Origin of the sequence: Tessaracoccus aquimaris (assembly GCF_001997345.1) — a bacterium.
In the GTDB taxonomy this organism is placed as follows: domain Bacteria; phylum Actinomycetota; class Actinomycetes; order Propionibacteriales; family Propionibacteriaceae; genus Arachnia; species Arachnia aquimaris.
Genome location: NZ_CP019606.1, coordinates 1791873 through 1808467, shown reverse-complemented (window position 1 = coordinate 1808467; position 16595 = coordinate 1791873). Strand labels below are relative to the sequence as shown.

16 protein-coding genes are annotated in these 16595 nt (G+C 69.9%); 4 read left to right on the top strand and 12 right to left on the bottom strand.

Annotated features, from left to right (window positions below; translation table 11 throughout):
* Window positions 1-38 precede the first annotated feature (38 nt).
* Window positions 39-341, top strand: coding sequence for an excalibur calcium-binding domain-containing protein (locus BW730_RS08465; RefSeq protein WP_077685857.1), 303 nt, complete (start codon window positions 39-41; stop codon window positions 339-341).
* 1 nt (window position 342) lies between these two features.
* On the opposite strand, the gene BW730_RS08460 is transcribed toward BW730_RS08465, so the two are convergent.
* The 3 genes from BW730_RS08460 to BW730_RS08450 all read right to left on the bottom strand — a co-directional run bounded on the left by BW730_RS08460 (window position 343) and on the right by BW730_RS08450 (window position 5447).
* Window positions 343-2496: an MMPL family transporter gene (locus tag BW730_RS08460; RefSeq protein ID WP_226997157.1), complete on the bottom strand. Its 2154-nt coding sequence runs from the start codon at window positions 2494-2496 to the stop codon at window positions 343-345.
* A gap of 114 nt (window positions 2497-2610) precedes the next feature.
* A complete protein-coding gene (glnA, locus tag BW730_RS08455; RefSeq protein WP_077685856.1) occupies window positions 2611-4032 on the bottom strand; it encodes a type I glutamate--ammonia ligase in 1422 nt (473 codons plus the stop codon).
* 161 nt (window positions 4033-4193) lie between these two features.
* Window positions 4194-5447: a dicarboxylate/amino acid:cation symporter gene (locus tag BW730_RS08450; protein WP_237268005.1), complete on the bottom strand. Its 1254-nt coding sequence runs from the start codon at window positions 5445-5447 to the stop codon at window positions 4194-4196.
* Window positions 5448-5787: 340 nt separating this feature from the next.
* Here BW730_RS08450 and BW730_RS08445 point away from each other — a divergent pair, with 340 nt between their 5' ends.
* Window positions 5788-6231: an RDD family protein gene (locus BW730_RS08445; protein ID WP_077685854.1), complete on the top strand. Its 444-nt coding sequence runs from the start codon at window positions 5788-5790 to the stop codon at window positions 6229-6231.
* Here the strand turns inward: BW730_RS08445 and BW730_RS08440 are convergent.
* Entirely contained in the window at window positions 6228-7367 is a 1140-nt protein-coding gene (locus BW730_RS08440; protein ID WP_077685853.1) for an AAA family ATPase, read from the bottom strand. The genes BW730_RS08445 and BW730_RS08440 overlap by 4 nt on opposite strands.
* A 59-nt stretch (window positions 7368-7426) precedes the next feature.
* Between BW730_RS08440 and BW730_RS08435 the strand changes: the two genes are divergently transcribed.
* Both BW730_RS08435 and BW730_RS08430 read left to right on the top strand, forming a co-directional pair.
* Window positions 7427-8239: an aldo/keto reductase gene (locus tag BW730_RS08435; protein WP_077685852.1), complete on the top strand. Its 813-nt coding sequence runs from the start codon at window positions 7427-7429 to the stop codon at window positions 8237-8239.
* 4 nt (window positions 8240-8243) lie between these two features.
* Window positions 8244-8996, top strand: a complete 753-nt coding sequence (locus tag BW730_RS08430; protein WP_077685851.1) for an N-acetyltransferase — start codon at window positions 8244-8246, stop codon at window positions 8994-8996.
* Window positions 8997-8998: 2 nt separating this feature from the next.
* On the opposite strand, the gene BW730_RS08425 is transcribed toward BW730_RS08430, so the two are convergent.
* The 8 genes from BW730_RS08425 to BW730_RS08395 are packed head-to-tail and all read right to left on the bottom strand — an operon-like array spanning window position 8999 to window position 16595.
* Entirely contained in the window at window positions 8999-9433 is a 435-nt protein-coding gene (locus BW730_RS08425) for a hypothetical protein (protein ID WP_077685850.1), read from the bottom strand.
* A gap of 20 nt (window positions 9434-9453) precedes the next feature.
* Complete coding sequence (locus BW730_RS08420) at window positions 9454-11571, bottom strand: FtsX-like permease family protein (protein ID WP_077685849.1); 2118 nt, start codon at window positions 11569-11571, stop codon at window positions 9454-9456.
* Complete coding sequence (locus BW730_RS08415; protein WP_077685848.1) at window positions 11571-12290, bottom strand: ABC transporter ATP-binding protein; 720 nt, start codon at window positions 12288-12290, stop codon at window positions 11571-11573. Before BW730_RS08415 ends, BW730_RS08420 begins: the two co-directional genes overlap by 1 nt.
* Window positions 12287-12808 (bottom strand): PadR family transcriptional regulator, encoded by a 522-nt coding sequence (locus BW730_RS08410; protein WP_077687584.1) that lies wholly within the window; start codon window positions 12806-12808, stop codon window positions 12287-12289. Before BW730_RS08410 ends, BW730_RS08415 begins: the two co-directional genes overlap by 4 nt.
* Window positions 12809-12861: 53 nt before the next feature.
* Window positions 12862-14166, bottom strand: coding sequence for a D-arabinono-1,4-lactone oxidase (locus tag BW730_RS08405; protein ID WP_077685847.1), 1305 nt, complete (start codon window positions 14164-14166; stop codon window positions 12862-12864).
* Window positions 14163-15014, bottom strand: coding sequence for a type III PLP-dependent enzyme domain-containing protein (locus BW730_RS08400; RefSeq protein WP_237268004.1), 852 nt, complete (start codon window positions 15012-15014; stop codon window positions 14163-14165). Before BW730_RS08400 ends, BW730_RS08405 begins: the two co-directional genes overlap by 4 nt.
* Window positions 15014-15358 carry a type III PLP-dependent enzyme domain-containing protein gene (locus BW730_RS19250; protein ID WP_226997260.1) on the bottom strand — a complete coding sequence of 115 codons (345 nt, stop codon included), beginning with the start codon at window positions 15356-15358 and terminating at the stop codon, window positions 15014-15016. The genes BW730_RS08400 and BW730_RS19250 overlap by 1 nt, the downstream gene beginning before the upstream one ends.
* A gap of 10 nt (window positions 15359-15368) precedes the next feature.
* Window positions 15369-16595, bottom strand: a complete 1227-nt coding sequence (locus tag BW730_RS08395) for an MFS transporter (protein WP_077685846.1) — start codon at window positions 16593-16595, stop codon at window positions 15369-15371.

Sequence of the window (16595 nt, the reverse complement as noted above, 5' to 3'; positions counted from 1 at the left end):
GCACCGCCGCGCCCCGTCCGGATGTGGGATGATCGCGCATGCACATTCGACGAACGATCGTCCTCGCCCTCGCGGCGACCCTCATCGGCGCGGGCACCATCGCCCCCACGACCGCTGAGGCGGCGACCAAGCCAGCCTGGACCACGAACTGCACGGCCCTGAACAAGAAGTACTCCCACGGGGTCGGGAAGGCGAAGGCCGTCGACCGCGATTCCAAGGGCAAGGCCATCAAGAACGGCGTCAAGAACTTCAAGAAGTCCGACAGCCTCTACGCGCAGGCCATGAAGTACAACAAGGGCCTGGACCGCGACAAGGACGGCATCGCCTGCGAGAAGAAGTAGCTCACTCAGCTTCCGCGTGGCGCGGCTTATCGCCGGTGACCTTGCGGAGCTTCGACGGCCACCACACGGCCGGGCCGATGTCGTAGACAAGTGCCGGGACAAGCAGGGTGCGCACCAGGAACGTGTCGAGCAGCACCCCGAAGGCCACGATGAAGGCCAACTGGGCCAGGAACAGGATCGGGATCACCGCGAGCGCCGCGAAGGTCGCCGCCAGCACGATGCCTGCAGAGGTGATCACGCCGCCCGTCACGGCCAGGCCGCGCAGCACGCCGTCGCGGGTTCCGTGCCGCATCGACTCCTCCCGCACCCTCGTCATCAGGAAGATGTTGTAGTCGATGCCGAGCGCCACCAGGAAGACGAACCCGTACAGCGGCACCGACGGGTCGGCGCCAGGGAAGTCGAGGATGTGGTTGAACACGATGGCGGCGGTGCCCATGGCCGTGCCGAAGCTGAGCGCGGTCGTGGCGATCAGCAGCACCGGGGCGAGCACCGAGCGCAGCAGCGCGATCAGGATGACCAGGATCACGGCCAGCACGATCGGGATGATCAGCGTGCGGTCGCGTTCGGACGTGGTGCGGGTGTCGAGGTCGGTCGCGGTCGTGCCGCCGATCTCGGCGGTCCCCGCCAACGTCTCACGAAGTTCGACGACCGTGTCGATCGCCGCGTCGCTGTCGGCCGCGTCGGCAAGGGTCGCGAGCAGCATCACCTGACCCTCGCTGACCGTCGGCGCGGGCGCGGGAGTGCCGGGCGGGCCGAACGCCTGGATGCCGTCGGCCGTCACCCCGGCCGATCCGGAGGGGGAGTCGGCGGCCACGACGCTGACCGACGCCACGCCGTCGTTGGCGAGCAGCGTGTCTGCGACCTGCTGCAGCGAGTCCTCGCCGGTCAGCACGTAGGCCGGGGAGCCGGAGCCTCCAGGGAAGTGCTCGCCCAACTTCTGCTGCCCGTCACGGGCGTCCGAGTAGCCGAGCACAAACTCGCTCGGGGGAACGCCGTCGGCCTTCAAGGTCGGCACGAACGCGGCACCAGCGGCGAGCAGGAGCGTGCACACCACCCAGACGGTGCGCGGCCGCTTCGCCACGAAGGCGCCCGCCTTGGCGTAGACCCCGGTGTGGGTCTGCTCCTCGTCGGTGCGGTTCGGGTCGAAGCGTGGCCGCCGCGGCCAGTAGGCCACTCGACCGAGCAGGTACAGCAGGCTGGGCAGCAGCGTCAGCGCGGACAGCATTGCGAACACGATGCCGATGGCGGCGACGGGGCCGAGCGAGCGGTTGGAGCCGAGGTCGCTGAGCAGTAGGCACAGCAGGCCGGCGATCACGGTGCCGCCGGAGGCGGTGATCGGCTCGAGGACGCCCTTGAGTGCGGCCCAGGTGGCCGTGGCCTTCGACTCGTGGCGCTTCAGTTCCTCGGAGTAGCGCGCGGTGTACAGCAGCGAGTAGTCGGTGGCGGCGCCGATCACCAGGATGAACAAGATGCCCTGGGTCTGCCCGGTGAGCGTGAGGATGTCGGCCTTGGCGAGCCACCAGTTGGTGAGCAGGGCGACGCACAGCGCGAACATGCTGGTGGCGAGCACCGCGAACGGCAGGATCACCGAGCGGTACACCACCAGCAGGATCACCAGCACCAGAGCCAGCGCCACGATCAGCAGCAGCCCGTCGATGCCCGCGAACGCCTCCACCAGGTCGCTGGTGAACCCAGCGGGGCCGGTGATGTGGGCCTCGACGCCCTCCGGGGTGTCGGCCTTGATGATCTCGCGGACCTTGCCGACGGTGTCCTCCAGGTCCGCGTCGGTGTCGACCCCGACGAAGGCCTGCGCGGCCAGCCCATCCTCCGAGGGGATCAGCGGCGACGCGCTGGAGACGCCCTCAGTTGCCGTCACGTCCTCGGCGAGCGCGCCCAACTTCTCCAGTTGATCTGGGGTCAGCTTCTCGGTGGAGGTGAAGATGGCGATGGCCGGGATCTCCTCGTCGCCGACGAAATCCAGGTAGCGCTGCCCGACCTTGGTGGCCTCCGCGCTCGACGGGAGGAAGGTCGACTGATCGTTCTGCGCGACCTCGCTGACCCGGCCGAAGTACGGGCCCCCGATGCCTGCCCCGATCAGCCACACGACCACCAGGACGATGGGTATCAGGACGCGCACCACGCGGTTGTTCTTCACCTCGGAGAGCGTAGTCGGACGCCACCCCTACGGTGCGTCGGTCCCAAAACCCGCAGTGACGCGCAGGAGCCCCGGCCAGTCGGCCGGGGCTCCTTAGTCGGGATTGAGCGTGGCTCAGATCGCGTAGTACAGCTCGAACTCGTAGGGGTGCGGGCGCATCGCGATCGCCTGGATCTCGGCGCGCTTCAGGTCGATCCACGTCTCGATCAGGTCGGGCGTGAAGACATCACCGACGAGCAGGAACTCGTGGTCGGCCTCCAGGGCGTCGAGCACCGCGCCCAGGTTGCCTGGCACCGTCGGGACCTCGGCGTGCTCGTCCGGGGGCAGCTCGTACAGGTCCTTGTCGATCGGCGCCATCGGCTCGATCCGGTTCTGGATGCCGTCGATGCCTGCGAGCAGCATCGCCGCGAACGCCAGGTATGGGTTCGACGACGGGTCAGGGCAGCGGAACTCGATGCGCTTGGCCTTCGGGTTCGAACCCGTGATCGGGATGCGGATGCAGGCGGAGCGGTTGCGCTGCGAGTACACCAGGTTCACGGGCGCCTCGAAGCCGGGCACCAGGCGGTGGAAGGAGTTCACCGACGGGTTGGTGAAGGCCAGCAGCGCGGGGGCGTGCTTCAGCAGGCCGCCGATGTAGAAGCGGGCCATGTCGGAGAGCCCGGCGTAGCCGTTCTCGTCGTAGAACAGGGGCTCACCGTCGTTCCAGATCGACTGGTGGCAGTGCATGCCGGAGCCGTTGTCGCCGAAGATCGGCTTCGGCATGAACGTGGCGGTCTTGCCCGCCTCCCAGGCCGTGTTCTTGACGAGGTACTTGAACTTCATGACGTCGTCGGCGGCCTTGAGCAGCTCGTCGAAGCGCCAGTTGATCTCGGCCTGGCCTGCGGTGCCGACCTCGTGGTGGGCGCGCTCGACCTCGAGGCCGGCGTTCTCCATGTGGCGGACGATGTCGTCACGCAGGTCGCCGAAGTGGTCGACGGGTGCGACCGGGAAGTAGCCGCCCTTGTACTTGACCTTGTAGCCGCGGTTGCCGCCGTCCTCCACGCGACCGCTGTTCCAGGCGCCCGCCTCGGAATCGATGTGGTAGTACGAAGCGTTCGCGGAGGTGTCGAAGCGGATGTCGTCGAAGACGTAGAACTCGGCCTCGGGGGCGAAGTATGCGGTGTCGCCGATCCCGGTGGAGCTCAGGTACGACATCGCCTTGCGGGCGATGTTGCGCGGATCGCGCGAGTACGGCTCCTTGGTCAGCGGGTCGTGCACGAAGAAGTTCACGTTGAGGGTCTTCGACTTGCGGAACGGGTCGAGATAGGCCGTCGTCGGGTCAGGGAACAGCGACATGTCCGACTCGTGGATCTTCTGGAACCCGGTGATCGAGGATCCGTCGAACCCGAACCCGTCCTCGAAGACCTCAGGGCCGAAGGCCTTTGCGGGGACGGTGAAGTGCTGCATCACGCCCGGCAGGTCGCAGAAGCGGACGTCGATGGTCTCGATGCCCTCCTCCTTGATGTAGGCCAGGAGATCGTCTGCGCCTTTGAACATTGTCGGTGACCCTCCATAGGTGGTGTGTTCTTGTGCACAACCTAGCCGGGGGTCGTTGCCCCGCAGTTGCGCCTTCGTTTCAGGCGCGTTACACGCGGTGCCGATCAGGAAACAAAGGACCCCGCCGCCCGGATCGGGGCGGCGGGGCCGATGTCGATGCGTCAGACAGCGACGCCGGTGAAGCTCGGCTTCGCGTCGTAGGCGGCCTTGTCGAGGATCCCCTCACGCTTGGCGACGATGGCTGGCACCAGGGCCTGGCCGGTCACGTTGAGCGCGGTGCGACCCATGTCGACGATGGGCTCGACCGCAAGCAGCAGCCCGACACCCGCCAGCGGCAGGCCCAGCGTCGACAGCGTGAGCGTCAGCATCACGGTCGCGCCGGTGGTGCCCGCGGTGGCCGCAGAGCCGATCACTGCGACGAAGGCGATCAGCAGGTAGTGCGTCACGTTGAGTTCGATGCCGTAGAACTGCGCGATGAAGATCGCCGCGAGCGCGGGGAAGATCGCGGCGCAGCCGTCCATCTTGGTGGTCGCGCCCAGCGGGACGGCGAACGACGCGTAGCCGCGGGGCACGCCCAGGTTCCGCTCGGTGACCTGCTGCGTGACGGGCATCACGCCCATCGAGGAGCGGGTGACGAAGCCGAGCGAGATCACGGGCCACACGTTGCGGTAGAACTGCCTGACGCTCAGGCCGTTGAGCTTCAGCACCAGCGGGTACACCACGAGCCACACCACGAGCAGCGAGGCGTACAGCGCGAGCACGAAGGTGCCCAGCGAGGCGAGGGAGCTCCAGCCGTAGGTGACGATGGCCTTGCCGATCAGAGCGGCGGTGCCGATGGGGGCGAGGCGGATGATCCACCACAGCACCTTCTGCACGACCGCGAGCGCCGACTCGGCGAACGCGACGAAGGTGTCGGCCTTCGGGCCGACCTTCAGTGCCGCGACGCCGAGCGCGATGGAGATCAGCAGGATCTGCAGGATCGAGAAGCTGGGGGAGGCGGTGACGCCCGCGTCGGTCTGGGTCACCTTGACGCCCAGCCCGAAGATGTTCGAGGGGATCAGGCCGGTCAGGAACGCGGTCCATTCGCCGACCTTGCCGGGCTCGGCGGCCGTGTCGGCCGAGACGCCCGCGGTCAGCCAAGGCTTGGTCACGAGGCCCGCGACGATCCCGACGACGACGGAGGCGAGCGCGGTCAGCGCGAACCAGAGCAGCGTCTGGACGGCGAGCCGGGCCGCGTTGGCGACCTCGCGCAGCCGGGCCACCGATGAGATCACCGCAGTCACGACGAGCGGGATGACGAGCACGGTGAGCAGCGACACGTAGCCGCGGCCGACCTCGGTGAGAAGCGTGGTGAGCCAGTTGGGGTTCTCGACCTGGTTCTCGGGCCCGATCGCGATGGCCGCGAATCCGAGCACCAGGCCCGCGATCAGGCCGACGACGATCTGGAAGCCGAGTTGGGTGTAGAAGGGCTTGGCCTTGGGGGACGCCGTTCGTCGCTTTCGGGCGTGACGGCAGGATCAAGAGTTGCGTTGGACATGGAGAGAGTTCTTTCTTCGAGGGACGTGTGGAGGGCGGTCAGCCCAGACACATCGCGCTGGCCTGAAGCCGCAGGTCGACCCAGCGGCGGGCGAAGAAGATGTCCATGGCCCCTACCCTGGCACACCCGAGCCGGGCGAGCCCCATCGAAGGCTGACGGTTCACTGACGGCGGAATCGACGCCGGGGGACGCCGGGGCCGCGCTGCTAGGCTGCGGGCGTGGCGAGCACCGAAGAGCAGAAGTACCCGGGCCAGAACATCGGCCTGCCGGAATCGGGGCCGGGCTCGCTTGCATCCTGGAGGGCCCGCGTCGCCGCGATGATCGGCGACTGGGCTGCGAGCATGATCGTCGCGATCGCGCTGTTCGGCATGGAGGTCGTCACGGGCTCGGGCTGGAAGTCGTTCATGATCCTGACCGTCTACTTCGTCGAGGCGAGCATCCTGACCGCGCTTACGGGCGGCTCGTTCGGGCAACTGATCGCCCGGATCGGCATCGTTCGCCTCAACGGCGAGCCGCTCGGCTGGTGGCGGCCCTTCGCGCGCACCGCGCTGAAGTGCCTGGTGATCCCGGCCCTGGTGGTCGGCCCCGATCGCCGCGCGCTGACCGACCTGCTGCTCGGCACGGTCGTGGTGGCTCGGCGCCGCGCCGTCGAGACCGCCTAGCGGCGGCCCCACTCCCACGTCGGGCGGCTGAGCAGCCCCTGGCCCTCGATCACCGTCTCGCCGGTGTCCTTCCCCAACTCGACGAGCGTCAGGTCGTCCTCGTCGAGGGCCTCGGTCAGCGAGTCGACAAGGCCCTGCGAGTGCGTCACCACCACGATCTGCGTGTCGGCCGAGGCCGACGCGATCAGCCGGCCGAGCGGCGCGATCAGTGAGGGATGCAGGCTGTTCTCCGGCTCGTTGATCGCCATCAGGGGCGGTCTGACCGGCGCGAGCAGCGCGGCCAGCCACATCAGGTAGCGCAGCGTCCCGTCGGAGAGTTCCGCCGCCCCGAGCGGACGGAGCATGCCCTCCTGTCCCATGGCGATGTCGAACAGGCCGTCGGAGACCCGGACGCCGAGGTCGCTGCCGGGGAACGCGTCGGCGACGTGGCTCTCAACCGGATGCTTGCCGCGCTCGATGATGGTCTGCAGCGCGGCGGCGACGTCGGAGCCGTCGGAGGACATCGCGAAGGTCCTGGTGCCGACCCGGGGTTGGCGGGCCGGGGCGTCGGCGTCGGTGCGCATCGCGTCGTAGAAGCGCCAGGCGGCGAGGTCGTCTCTGAGCGCCCGCGCCTCCGGCACGTCGCTGAGCATCGACGCGTGCGTCGGCAACTGGAAGCCCAACTCCTCCCACGCCTCGTCGCGGACCTCGATCCGCGGCCCCTTGCGCCTGGCGATCATGGTGCCCGCGCGCATGATCGGGCCGGCCCACAGCGCCTCGCGCTTGATCTCGGGGTCGCGGCAGAACGCGGAATGCGAGGGGATCGGCAGCCCGAGGTCGATCAGATAGGAGAAGCCGTCGGCCCCGATGCCAAGCCTGAGCGAGATCGGGTTCTTGCGCGCCGTGCCCTGCGTCATGCCGAGCCGGCGGGCCCCCTTCAGCGACTCCGGACCCGCCCATAGCACCGACTCGAGGCCGCCCTCGCGCGCGAGCGAGCCGATCGCGTCGCCCAGCGCGCAGCCTGCGAGCAACCGCAGCGATCGGTAAAGGCTCGACTTGCCCGAGCCGTTCGGGCCGGTGACGACCGTGACCCGGCCGAGCGAGATGGCGACGTCGCGCAGCGACCGGTAGCCGGCGACGGCAAGGGTGCGATACATGTGATCAACCTATCCGCGGGCACCGACAACGCGGGCGTGCTGCCTGGCAGAATCGGGGCATGCACAAAGACCTGAGGCTCAACGACGGCAGCGACCTCCCAGCCCTCGGCTTCGGCCTGTACAAGGTGGCGCCCGAGGTGACGGGCGAGGTGGTCGTCGCCGGATTCGAGGCGGGCTACCGGTTGGTCGACGGCGCCGAGTTCTACCACAACGAGTCCGAGGTGGGGGAGGGGCTGCGCCGCGTCGACCGCGACCTGCTCACCGTCACCTCAAAGTTCTGGGGCGAGGAGAGCCAGGACCGCGACGCGGTGCTGCGCGCCTTCGACGCCTCGGAGTCAGCGCTCGGCACCTCCATCGACGTGTACATGATCCACTGGCCGCGCCCCAAGCGGAACCAGTACGTCGACGTGTGGCGCACCCTCGTCGAGTTGCGCGACCAGGGACGGGTCCGCACCATCGGCGTGTCGAACTTCGCGCAGCCCCACCTCGAGCGGCTCATCGACGAGACGGGGGTGGTGCCAGCCGTCAACCAGGTTGAGTCGCACCCGTGGCTGCCGCAGCACGACCTGCGCGCGTTCCACGACGCCAACGACATCATCACGCAGGCGTGGAGCCCGCTCGGCAGGGGCAGGCTGCTCGCCGATCCGACGATCGGACAGATCGCCGACCGGGTCGGCGTCTCGCCCGCGCAGGTGATCATCCGCTGGCACCTGCAACTCGGCGGCGCGCTGATCCCCAAGTCGACCAACCCGGAGCGGCTCCGCGAGAACCTCGACGTCTACGGCTTCGAACTGACCGACGCCGACATGGCCGCGATCGCGGGCCTCGAGACGGGCGAGCGCACCGGAACGCACCCCGACGACAGGAACTGAGATCGTGGATATCCGCGTCGCCTCTGTGGCGGAGCGTCCCGACCTGCGCGCCGGGTTCCCGGATACCGACCCGTGGCCCGCGTTCATGGACGAGGACGAGACAGGGATGCTGTACTACAGCGACCCCCGCACCGTGCACCCGCAGTTCTGCCTGATTGCTTACGACGCCGCCGAGCCCGACCGTGCGGTGGCACGCGCATACTGCGTCCCGTTCTCATGGGAGGGTGACCCCTCCCGCGGCGAGCTGCCCGGCGACGGGTGGGACGGGGTGATCCGCCGCGCCGCGATCGACAGGCAACTTGGCAGGGAGCCCAACCTCGTGTCGGCCCTGGAGATCACCGTGTCGACCACGCACCAACGCGCTGGCCTTTCCGCGCTGATGCTCGACGAGATGCGGCGCAGGACCGCAGAGGCCGGGTTCGCCGACCTGGTGGCCCCGGTGAGGCCGAGCGCGAAGCACCTGGCACCCGACGAGTCGATCCACGACTACGCGCGCCGCGTCCGGGCCGACGGCCTGCCCGAAGACCCGTGGCTGCGGGTGCACGCAAGGGCGGGCGGCAGGATCGTCGGCGTCTCGACGCACGCGATGGCCATCACCGGAACGCTCGCGCAGTGGCGCGGCTGGACGGGGCTGCCGTTCGACGCGTCGGGCCCGGTGCTCGTGCCTGGGGCGCTCGTACCGGTGCACTGCAGCGTCGAGCACGACTACGCCGTCTACATCGAGCCCAACGTGTGGGTGCACCACCGACTGGCCTGAGCTCAGCCGGCCTGGTCCTCGACGTTCGGCGTCCAGCCGTACCAGCCACCGTCGGACTTCATCACGGTCCAGTCGCCGCACACGTGCGCCGCGGTGTTCTTCGGGTCGTAGATGTCGGGCGCGCCGTCGAGGTTGAGGGTGGGGGCCGAGCGCCGCTCGGCGTCCTTGCAGGTGTCGGGAAGCTCCGACTTCGAGGTCAGCAGGATCACGGCGATCCCGGCGTTCTCGGTGGAGCGCCGCTCCGTGATGTTCGTCGAGTCGGCGGGGAGCCAGTCGGCGGCCGTCTTGGCGCCCGCGTCGAAGGCCGCCTTGTCCGCGAACGTGGCGGTCTCCTGCTTGTGGAGCATGTCGTCGACGGCGGCGCAGCCGCTCAGCGCGGTCAGGAAGAGGGCGGACAGGATGATGGCGGCGCCCGCTCGGGCCTTGTTGGTTGTCATGGGTTGGGTCCTTCTGGTCGTCATTCTTGATGGGTGTTCTCGGACGCGCGCGCGAGCCGGATGCCGACCCGCGAGGCGATCGCGATGGCGATCACGGCCATCACGGCGGTCGCGGCCAGCGAGATGAGCAGCAGCGAGTCGGGCCAGCCGATCGTTCGGCCGGACAGCGTGGTGATGAGCATGTACGCCGTGAACCAGCCGAGCGCGATGGCTGGCACCACGATGCTCAGCAGCGGCGCGAGGGTCTCCCAGGAGATCACCCTGCGGAGCGTGTTCGACGGCATGCCGATCAGTTGCAGCAGGCCGAAGGTCCGCTTGCGGTCGTACAGGGCGGCGATCGTGCTGACGGTGAGCACCGCGGCGGCGAGGCCCGTGACGATCACGATCGCGAGGCGGCCGATCTCGGTGAACTGCGAGGCCAGGTCGCTGTCGGCGAAGTGCATCGACTCGGCGCGGGTCCACGCGCCGACCGACCGGTCGACCCCGTGCAGGGAGAGCAGCGCGGTCCGGGCCCGCTCGATCGCGTCCGGCTCGGCGTCGGTGCGCACCACGATGTCGCCGACGGCCATGCCGTCCAGCGTCGCGACGTGGGCCTCCTTGAGCGCGGGCGGATCCGGGGTGAGGCTGTACACGCCGCCCACCAGTTCCGCGACGTCGCCGGTGAAGGCGCCGCCCGTGAGCGCCCGCGCGGCGGCGCCGTCGAGGTAGACGCCCTCGCCATCGGTGTAGGTGAAGTAGACGGCCGTCACGCCCGGCACCCTCCGCAGCGCCTCGTCGGCGGCCCCCGGTGTGAGATCCGAGCCGGGGTGCACGGCCGCGGCGACCGCGTCGGCAGGCATCAGCGGCTTCGAGGTGAAGTCGCCGTCGCCGACGTGCGCCGAGGTGGCGAACGCGAACACCGTGATGATGAAGGTCGCCACCACGAGGCCCGCCACGGAGCGGAACCCGGCGCGGGGCGTGCGGACGATCCGTCGCGACGCGATCACCCCGGAACCCGTGCCGGTCAGCCGGGCAAGCGCCGCACCGGACAGCCAGGTGAAGTACGGCCCCGCGACCAGCAGTCCGACGGCCAGCAGCGCGAAGCAGCCGACGACGGGGATCGCCAGCGGCACCGGGATCGCCTTCGCGAAGACGTTGACCAGGGAGAAGATCGCAATGCCCGCGAGGAGCGGCGTCAGCCGCCAGATGCTCGGGCGCTTCTCGAACACCGCGTGCGTGGCGGTGGAGGTGCCGGTGCGTCGCGCCCCGCGGGCGGCCGCAAGGACCGCGCCGAGGATGACGACCACCGCGAGCGCGACGATGGTGGGAAGCGGCACCGTCAGGTCCGAGGCGACCAGGCGTTGGCCGTCGACGGGGAGCAGCGCGAGCACGGGGCGCAGCGCGAAGAATGCCGCGACGCCGAGCGCAGCACCGACGGTTGCGGTGCCGGTCGCCTCGGCGACGGCGATCCGCTTGACGGTCCTGCGCGGCGCCCCGATCGTGAGCAGCGTCTGCCACCGCTCCGAACGCGCCGCCGCCCCGAGCGAGGTGGCGACCGACACCAGCAAGAAGGCGGGGATCAGCAGGGCAAGCGCCCCGATCATTGCGAGGGTCTGATAGTTCTGGTTGCCGCCGTAGGCCTCGCCGCCGAAGCTCTCCACGGGTCCGGCGGACGAGACCATCGAGAGGTCGAGGGCGCTCGCGCCGACGACCACCGCGAGGGAATCGGGCCCGGCAAGCAGGTCGGCCGGGATGGTGCCAGCGGGGGTGCCGTAGCGCTCGCCGAGGTCGTCGCCTGGCGTCGAGTCGATCAACTTCTGCAGCGCAGGGGAGGCCAGGTAGGTGCCCGGGGTCGGGGTGTCCAGGCCGGGGAGCCGGACCGTCGCGTCGGCCGGGATGGCAACGTCGAGGCGCGTGATGTTCCTGCCCTCGTAGGTGTCGATCATGGGAGCGGCGAGCGCGTCGCTCGGGCTCGCCTCGCCGACGTCGCCGACCGACGGCGTGAGCCAGGAGGCCCGGACGTCGCGGGTCTCCAACGCGTTCGAGCCCGCGACGAGCAGCAGCGCGAGCACCACGCCGACGGCAACGCCGACGACGATCCCGGCGAGCCGACCCCAGCCGCGGCGCGTCCCGAGGATCAGCAGACGCAGCACGGACATCAGAGGTCGCCTTCGATGTCGGGGTTGGTGACGCGGCCGTCGCGGATGAAGATCTCGCGGTCGCTGTAGGAGGCGACCCGGGCGTCGTGGGTGACGATGACGAGCGTGGTGCCGGTACCGCGGGCCAGTTCGGTCAGCGTCGTCATGACCTTCTCGGCCGTCAGCGAATCGAGCGCCCCGGTCGGCTCGTCGGCGAACAGCACCGCAGGGTCGTTGACGAGCGCGCGGGCAAGCGCGACCCGCTGCGCCTGGCCCCCGGACATCTCGGCGGGCAGTCGGCGTTCCAGGCCCTCCAGGCCCATCCGGCCAAGCCAGACGCGCGCCCGCTCGACGGCCTTGGCGCGCCGGGTGCCCGCGAGCATCAGGGGGAGCGCGACGTTGTCCTCGGCGCTCAGTTCGGGGAGCAACTGGCCGAACTGGAAGACGAACCCCAGTTCCGTCAGCCGGAACTCGGCGCGCCGATCCTCGTCGAGGTCGCTCACGCGGGTGCCGCTGACCTGGACGTGGCCCTCGTCGGGGGTGATCACGCCAGCGAGGCAGTGCAGCAGCGTCGACTTGCCCGATCCCGACGGGCCCATGATCGCCACGATCTCGCCGCGTCGGATGGTGACGTCGACGCCGCGCAGGGCGTGGGTCTGTCCGTGATGCCTGTGGAGCCCCCTCGCGGAGATCAGGGGCAGCGTCCTGCTCGGCGTTTCCACCTGTGCGAGTTGGGTCATGAGAGGGTCTCCTTCACGTCGTTGAGTCGCGCCTCGGCCAGGTCGATCCATCGAAGGTCGGCCTCGGTGCGCAGTAGTGCCTGGTCGTGCGCGAGCACGTCGAGCAGTGGCGCGCTCTGTTTCGCCCTTGTCAGGGTCCTCATGGTGTCGAGGAGCGCGCTGCGCTGGGCGTTCAGGATGCGGGTGGCGTCCTCGCCGAGCAGCAGGGCGATGACGACCTTGGCGTAGAGGTTGGTGCGCGACGCGTTTTCTTCCGCGTCGGGGGTCATCAGCCATTCGATGACACGCTTGCGGCCGTCGGGAAGGCCGCGGTAGTGCTTGCGCGATGGGCCGGAGCCGTCCTCCATGCCCGCCATCTCGATCAGGCCGTCTCTGGCGAGTCGGGCGAGCGTCTTGTACACCTGCCCGAAGGCGAGCGGTTTCGCGTCGCCGAAGTATTCGTCGTAGCGCTGTTTCAGTTCGTACCCGTGTCCGGGTTGGGCCTCGACGAGCCCGAGAAACGCAAGGGAAGTGTCCACGACAAGCACTATACACCCGGCGTATACACCGGGTGTCTACGTGTCGCGGCGGGTCAGCCCAGCACTCGCGTGAGGTAGTTGTTGGAGAAGATGCCCTGCGGGTCGAGTCCCGCGCGAAGCGCCCGGAAGTCCTCGAAGCGGGGGTACGACGGGGCCAGGTCGGCCGCCGAACGCCAATGCATCTTGCCCCAGTGTGGCCTTCCGCCGCGGGCCCGCATGATCGACTCGACGGTGCGGAAATAGTCTCCCGCGTCCTCGCCGACCACGCGGTGCACCGCGACATAGGCGGTCGCCCTGCCGTGCGCCGTCGACAGCCACAGGTCGTCGGCCGCCGCGAACCGCACCTCGACGGGGAACGAGATCCGCCACCCGTTGCGCTCGATCGCGCGGCGCACCTCGCGGAAGGCGTCGGCGGCCTGTTCTGCGGGGATGGCGTACTCCATCTCGGTGAAGCGCACGTTGCGGTGGGTCGTGAAGACGTTGGTGGAGGCGTCCGAGAAGCTGCGGTGCCCCGTCAGGTGCCCGACGGCGCGGTTGATCAGCGGCACGACGGCGGGCACCGCCCTGCCGACGGCGCAGGTGGCGCGGAAGACGTCGTTGGAGAGCAGGTCGTCGTCGAACCAGCGCCTCGCCCTCGACAACGGGGAGCGCTCCTCTCCCGAGGGGCGCCGGGTGTTGACCTTCGTCAGGGCCGTTTCGGTGTGCGGGAACCAGAAGAACTCGAAGTGGTCGGCCTCTGCTGCGCGCTCGGGAAGGTTCTCCAGCACGGCCTCGATCGGCTCGGGGCGTTCGACCGCCGTCAGGTCGAAGGCGTCGACGCACGCGATGGTGACCTCGGCGAGGATCCCGAGCGCCCCAAGGCCGAGCGCCACCGCGGGCAACAGGTGCGCGTTGTGCTCTGCGTTGACCCGCAGCACGTCGCCGGTGCCCGTCACGAGCACCGCCCCCACCACCTGCGCGGCGATGCCCCGGAACCCCGCCCCGGTGCCGTGCGTGCCGGTCGAGATGGCGCCCGCGATCGACTGGGTGTCGATGTCGCCGAGGTTCTCCATGGCGAGGCCGTGGGGGGCGAGCAGCGCGGGGATCTGGTGCAGCCTGGTGCCCGCGCCCAGGGTGACCTGCCGCCTCGCCTTGTCGATCGACAGCAGCCCGCTCATCCGGTCGAGGTTGACCTGCAGGCCTGCCGCCTCCGCGATCGGGCTGAAGCTGTGCCCGGCGCCGACGGCCTTGACGTGCAGGCCCTCGGTGATGGCCGCCTGCACCGCCGAGACCAGGTCCTGCAGGGATGTGGGGCTCGCCAGCCGGACGGGCGTGACCTCATAGGTGCGTGACCAGTTGCGCCACACGGTGTTGCTCATAGGAAGGCCTTCCCCTCGCCGCGGTAGGTGGGAATCCGGTCGACGACGGACGACCCGTCCACGACCGCGAACTCGTCGACGTGTTCGCTCAGTTCGCCCGACTTGGCGTGCCTGAACCACACCCGGTCGCCGACGCGCAGCGACCTGGCGGCCGGCCCCTCCAACGGGGTCTGGACCTCGCCCGCCATCTCGCGCGGCACCATCCGCAGCCCCTCGGGCGACACGACGCGGGGCACGCGGTCGGGCCCGGGCGGCCCGGACGCGATCCAGCCGCCGCCGAGCACCGTCGCGCAGTCGGGCCGCGGCTTGCGGACCACCGAGAGCGCGAAGCCGGTGGCGGGCGCGGGGGAGAAGGAGGCGTAGGAGTCGAAGTAGTGGCCGGCGAACAGGGCGCTGCCTGCCGCGATCTCCGTGACGGAGCCGTCGCGGGCCGTCGACTCGACCGAGCCGGAGCCGCCGCCGTTGACGAAGGCGAGGTCGGCGACCTGGGACACGGACGCCACCGTCTCGGCCCTGCGGGCCGCCAGTTCGGCGCCGGAGCGGGGCTTCATCCATCCGACGAGCGCGTTCATGGCGCGGCGTCCGGGGACGCGGTCGGCGACGCCCGCGATCTGCGCCTCGTAGGCCATCAGGCCCACCAGGGTGAAGCCGGGCCGGCGTGCGACCTCCTCGGCAAGTGCCCGGACCTGCCCGGGCGTGCGCAGCGGGGAACGCCACACGCCGAGCCTGCCGAGCGGGGGCGGGGCCTGCCACGAGGCGTCCAGTTCAAGGCAGACCCGGATGGAGGGGCGGGCCGCGGGTGGCGTCACGGCGTCGATCAGGTCGAGTTGTGCGGCGTCGTCGACCATCAGCGTGATCTCGGCCGCCGAAGATTCGGACGCGGTGAGCGCCGCGATGCCCCCCGGTCGGCGGTGGGGTAGCCGACCACCACGTCGGGGCAGGTCGCGGAGAGCCAGAGCGCCTCCGGCAGCGTGTAGGCGAGCACCCCGCGGAAGCCGGGTCGGGCCAGCAGCGATTCGATCACGGAGCGGACCCGCAGCGACTTGCTGGCGACCCGGATCGGCAGCCCTCCCGAGCGGCGCAGCAGGTCGGCCGCGTTGGCCTCGAACGCCGCACGGTCGAGCACCGCGAACGGTGGATCCAGGTCGGCGGTCGCCGCCGACAAGCGCGTCCACGGAGCCGCTGCAGTCATCGAAGCCTCCTCATCGCACCGACCTGATGCGGAAGACGGCGAAGCCGCCCAACGCCATGATGGCAGCGGCCACGAGGTACAACTCGGAGTACCCCGCAATGGACAGCACGGCCCAGCCGACCACCGGGGCGATCGGGAGGTGCTGTGCCGAGTTGACCACGCCGAGGTCGCGGGCGCGCGTCTCCGGGTCGGGCAGCACGTCGGTCAGAAGGGCCTGGTCAACCGAGAGGAAGGCGCCGTAGCCGACGCCGAGCAGCACCGCCGCGACGATGCTTGCGCTCCACGACGGGACGAGCGCCAGGATCAGGGCCGCGAGCGCCTGCAGGCCCGCGCACACCGCCACCAGCACCTTGCGGGCGCGCCACCGGTCGGTCAGCACGCCGCCAGCCCACGTCGCGACGGCGCAGCCGACCAGGTAGACAAGCGTCAGGACGAGCAGGGACGTGTCCGGGTCGGCCACCTTCAACTCGTCGGAGAGGAAGTACAGCAGGTAGGTGGTGCCGACGAGGTTGCCCGCGTTGACCAGCACCCGCGACAGCCCCGCCCAGCCGAGGTCGCGGTAGCCGTGCAGCGCTGAGGGCCGCCACCGGAACGCGCCCGGCCTGCGCTCCGGCGCAGCGGGGGAGGCGTCGGGGTAGGCGAACAGGAAGGGCAGCGTCGAGACGAGCGCCATCACGGCCAGCAGCATCCAACTCTGCCCGACGTCGGTGACAAGCATCGTCACGATCACCATGCCGAGCGCGAGCGCGATCACCTGGGGCAGCCCCATGGCGGCGGACGCGCGCCCGCGCTGCGCCTCTGGGACCCGGTCGGCGATCACGGCCGACAGCGACACAAGCAGCGCCGACTCGCCGAGCGCCACGACGCCGAGCAGCAGGGCGGCGCCCTGCCAGGTGCTCTGGTGCCCGACGAAGGCGAACGGGATCGTCGCGACGATCACGCCCGCCAACGCCCAGGTCCTGCGCCTGCCGAAGCGGGTGCGGGTCCGGTCGCACAGCCAGCCGATCACGGGCACGCCGATCACGATGATCGCGGCCATCTCGAAGATCAGGAACGATCCGATGGCGACCTTGTCCGCCGGGTTGATCACGCTTGCGAGTTTCACGATCAGGAACTGGCCGGGCAGCATGATCAGCAGCCAGAACCCGAACCAGGCGAGCGCGAACAGCAGCAGCCACACCTTGCTGACGGGTTCGCGGTGCAGCGGGTCCAGTTCGGTGCCCGCCTCGACGCTCAT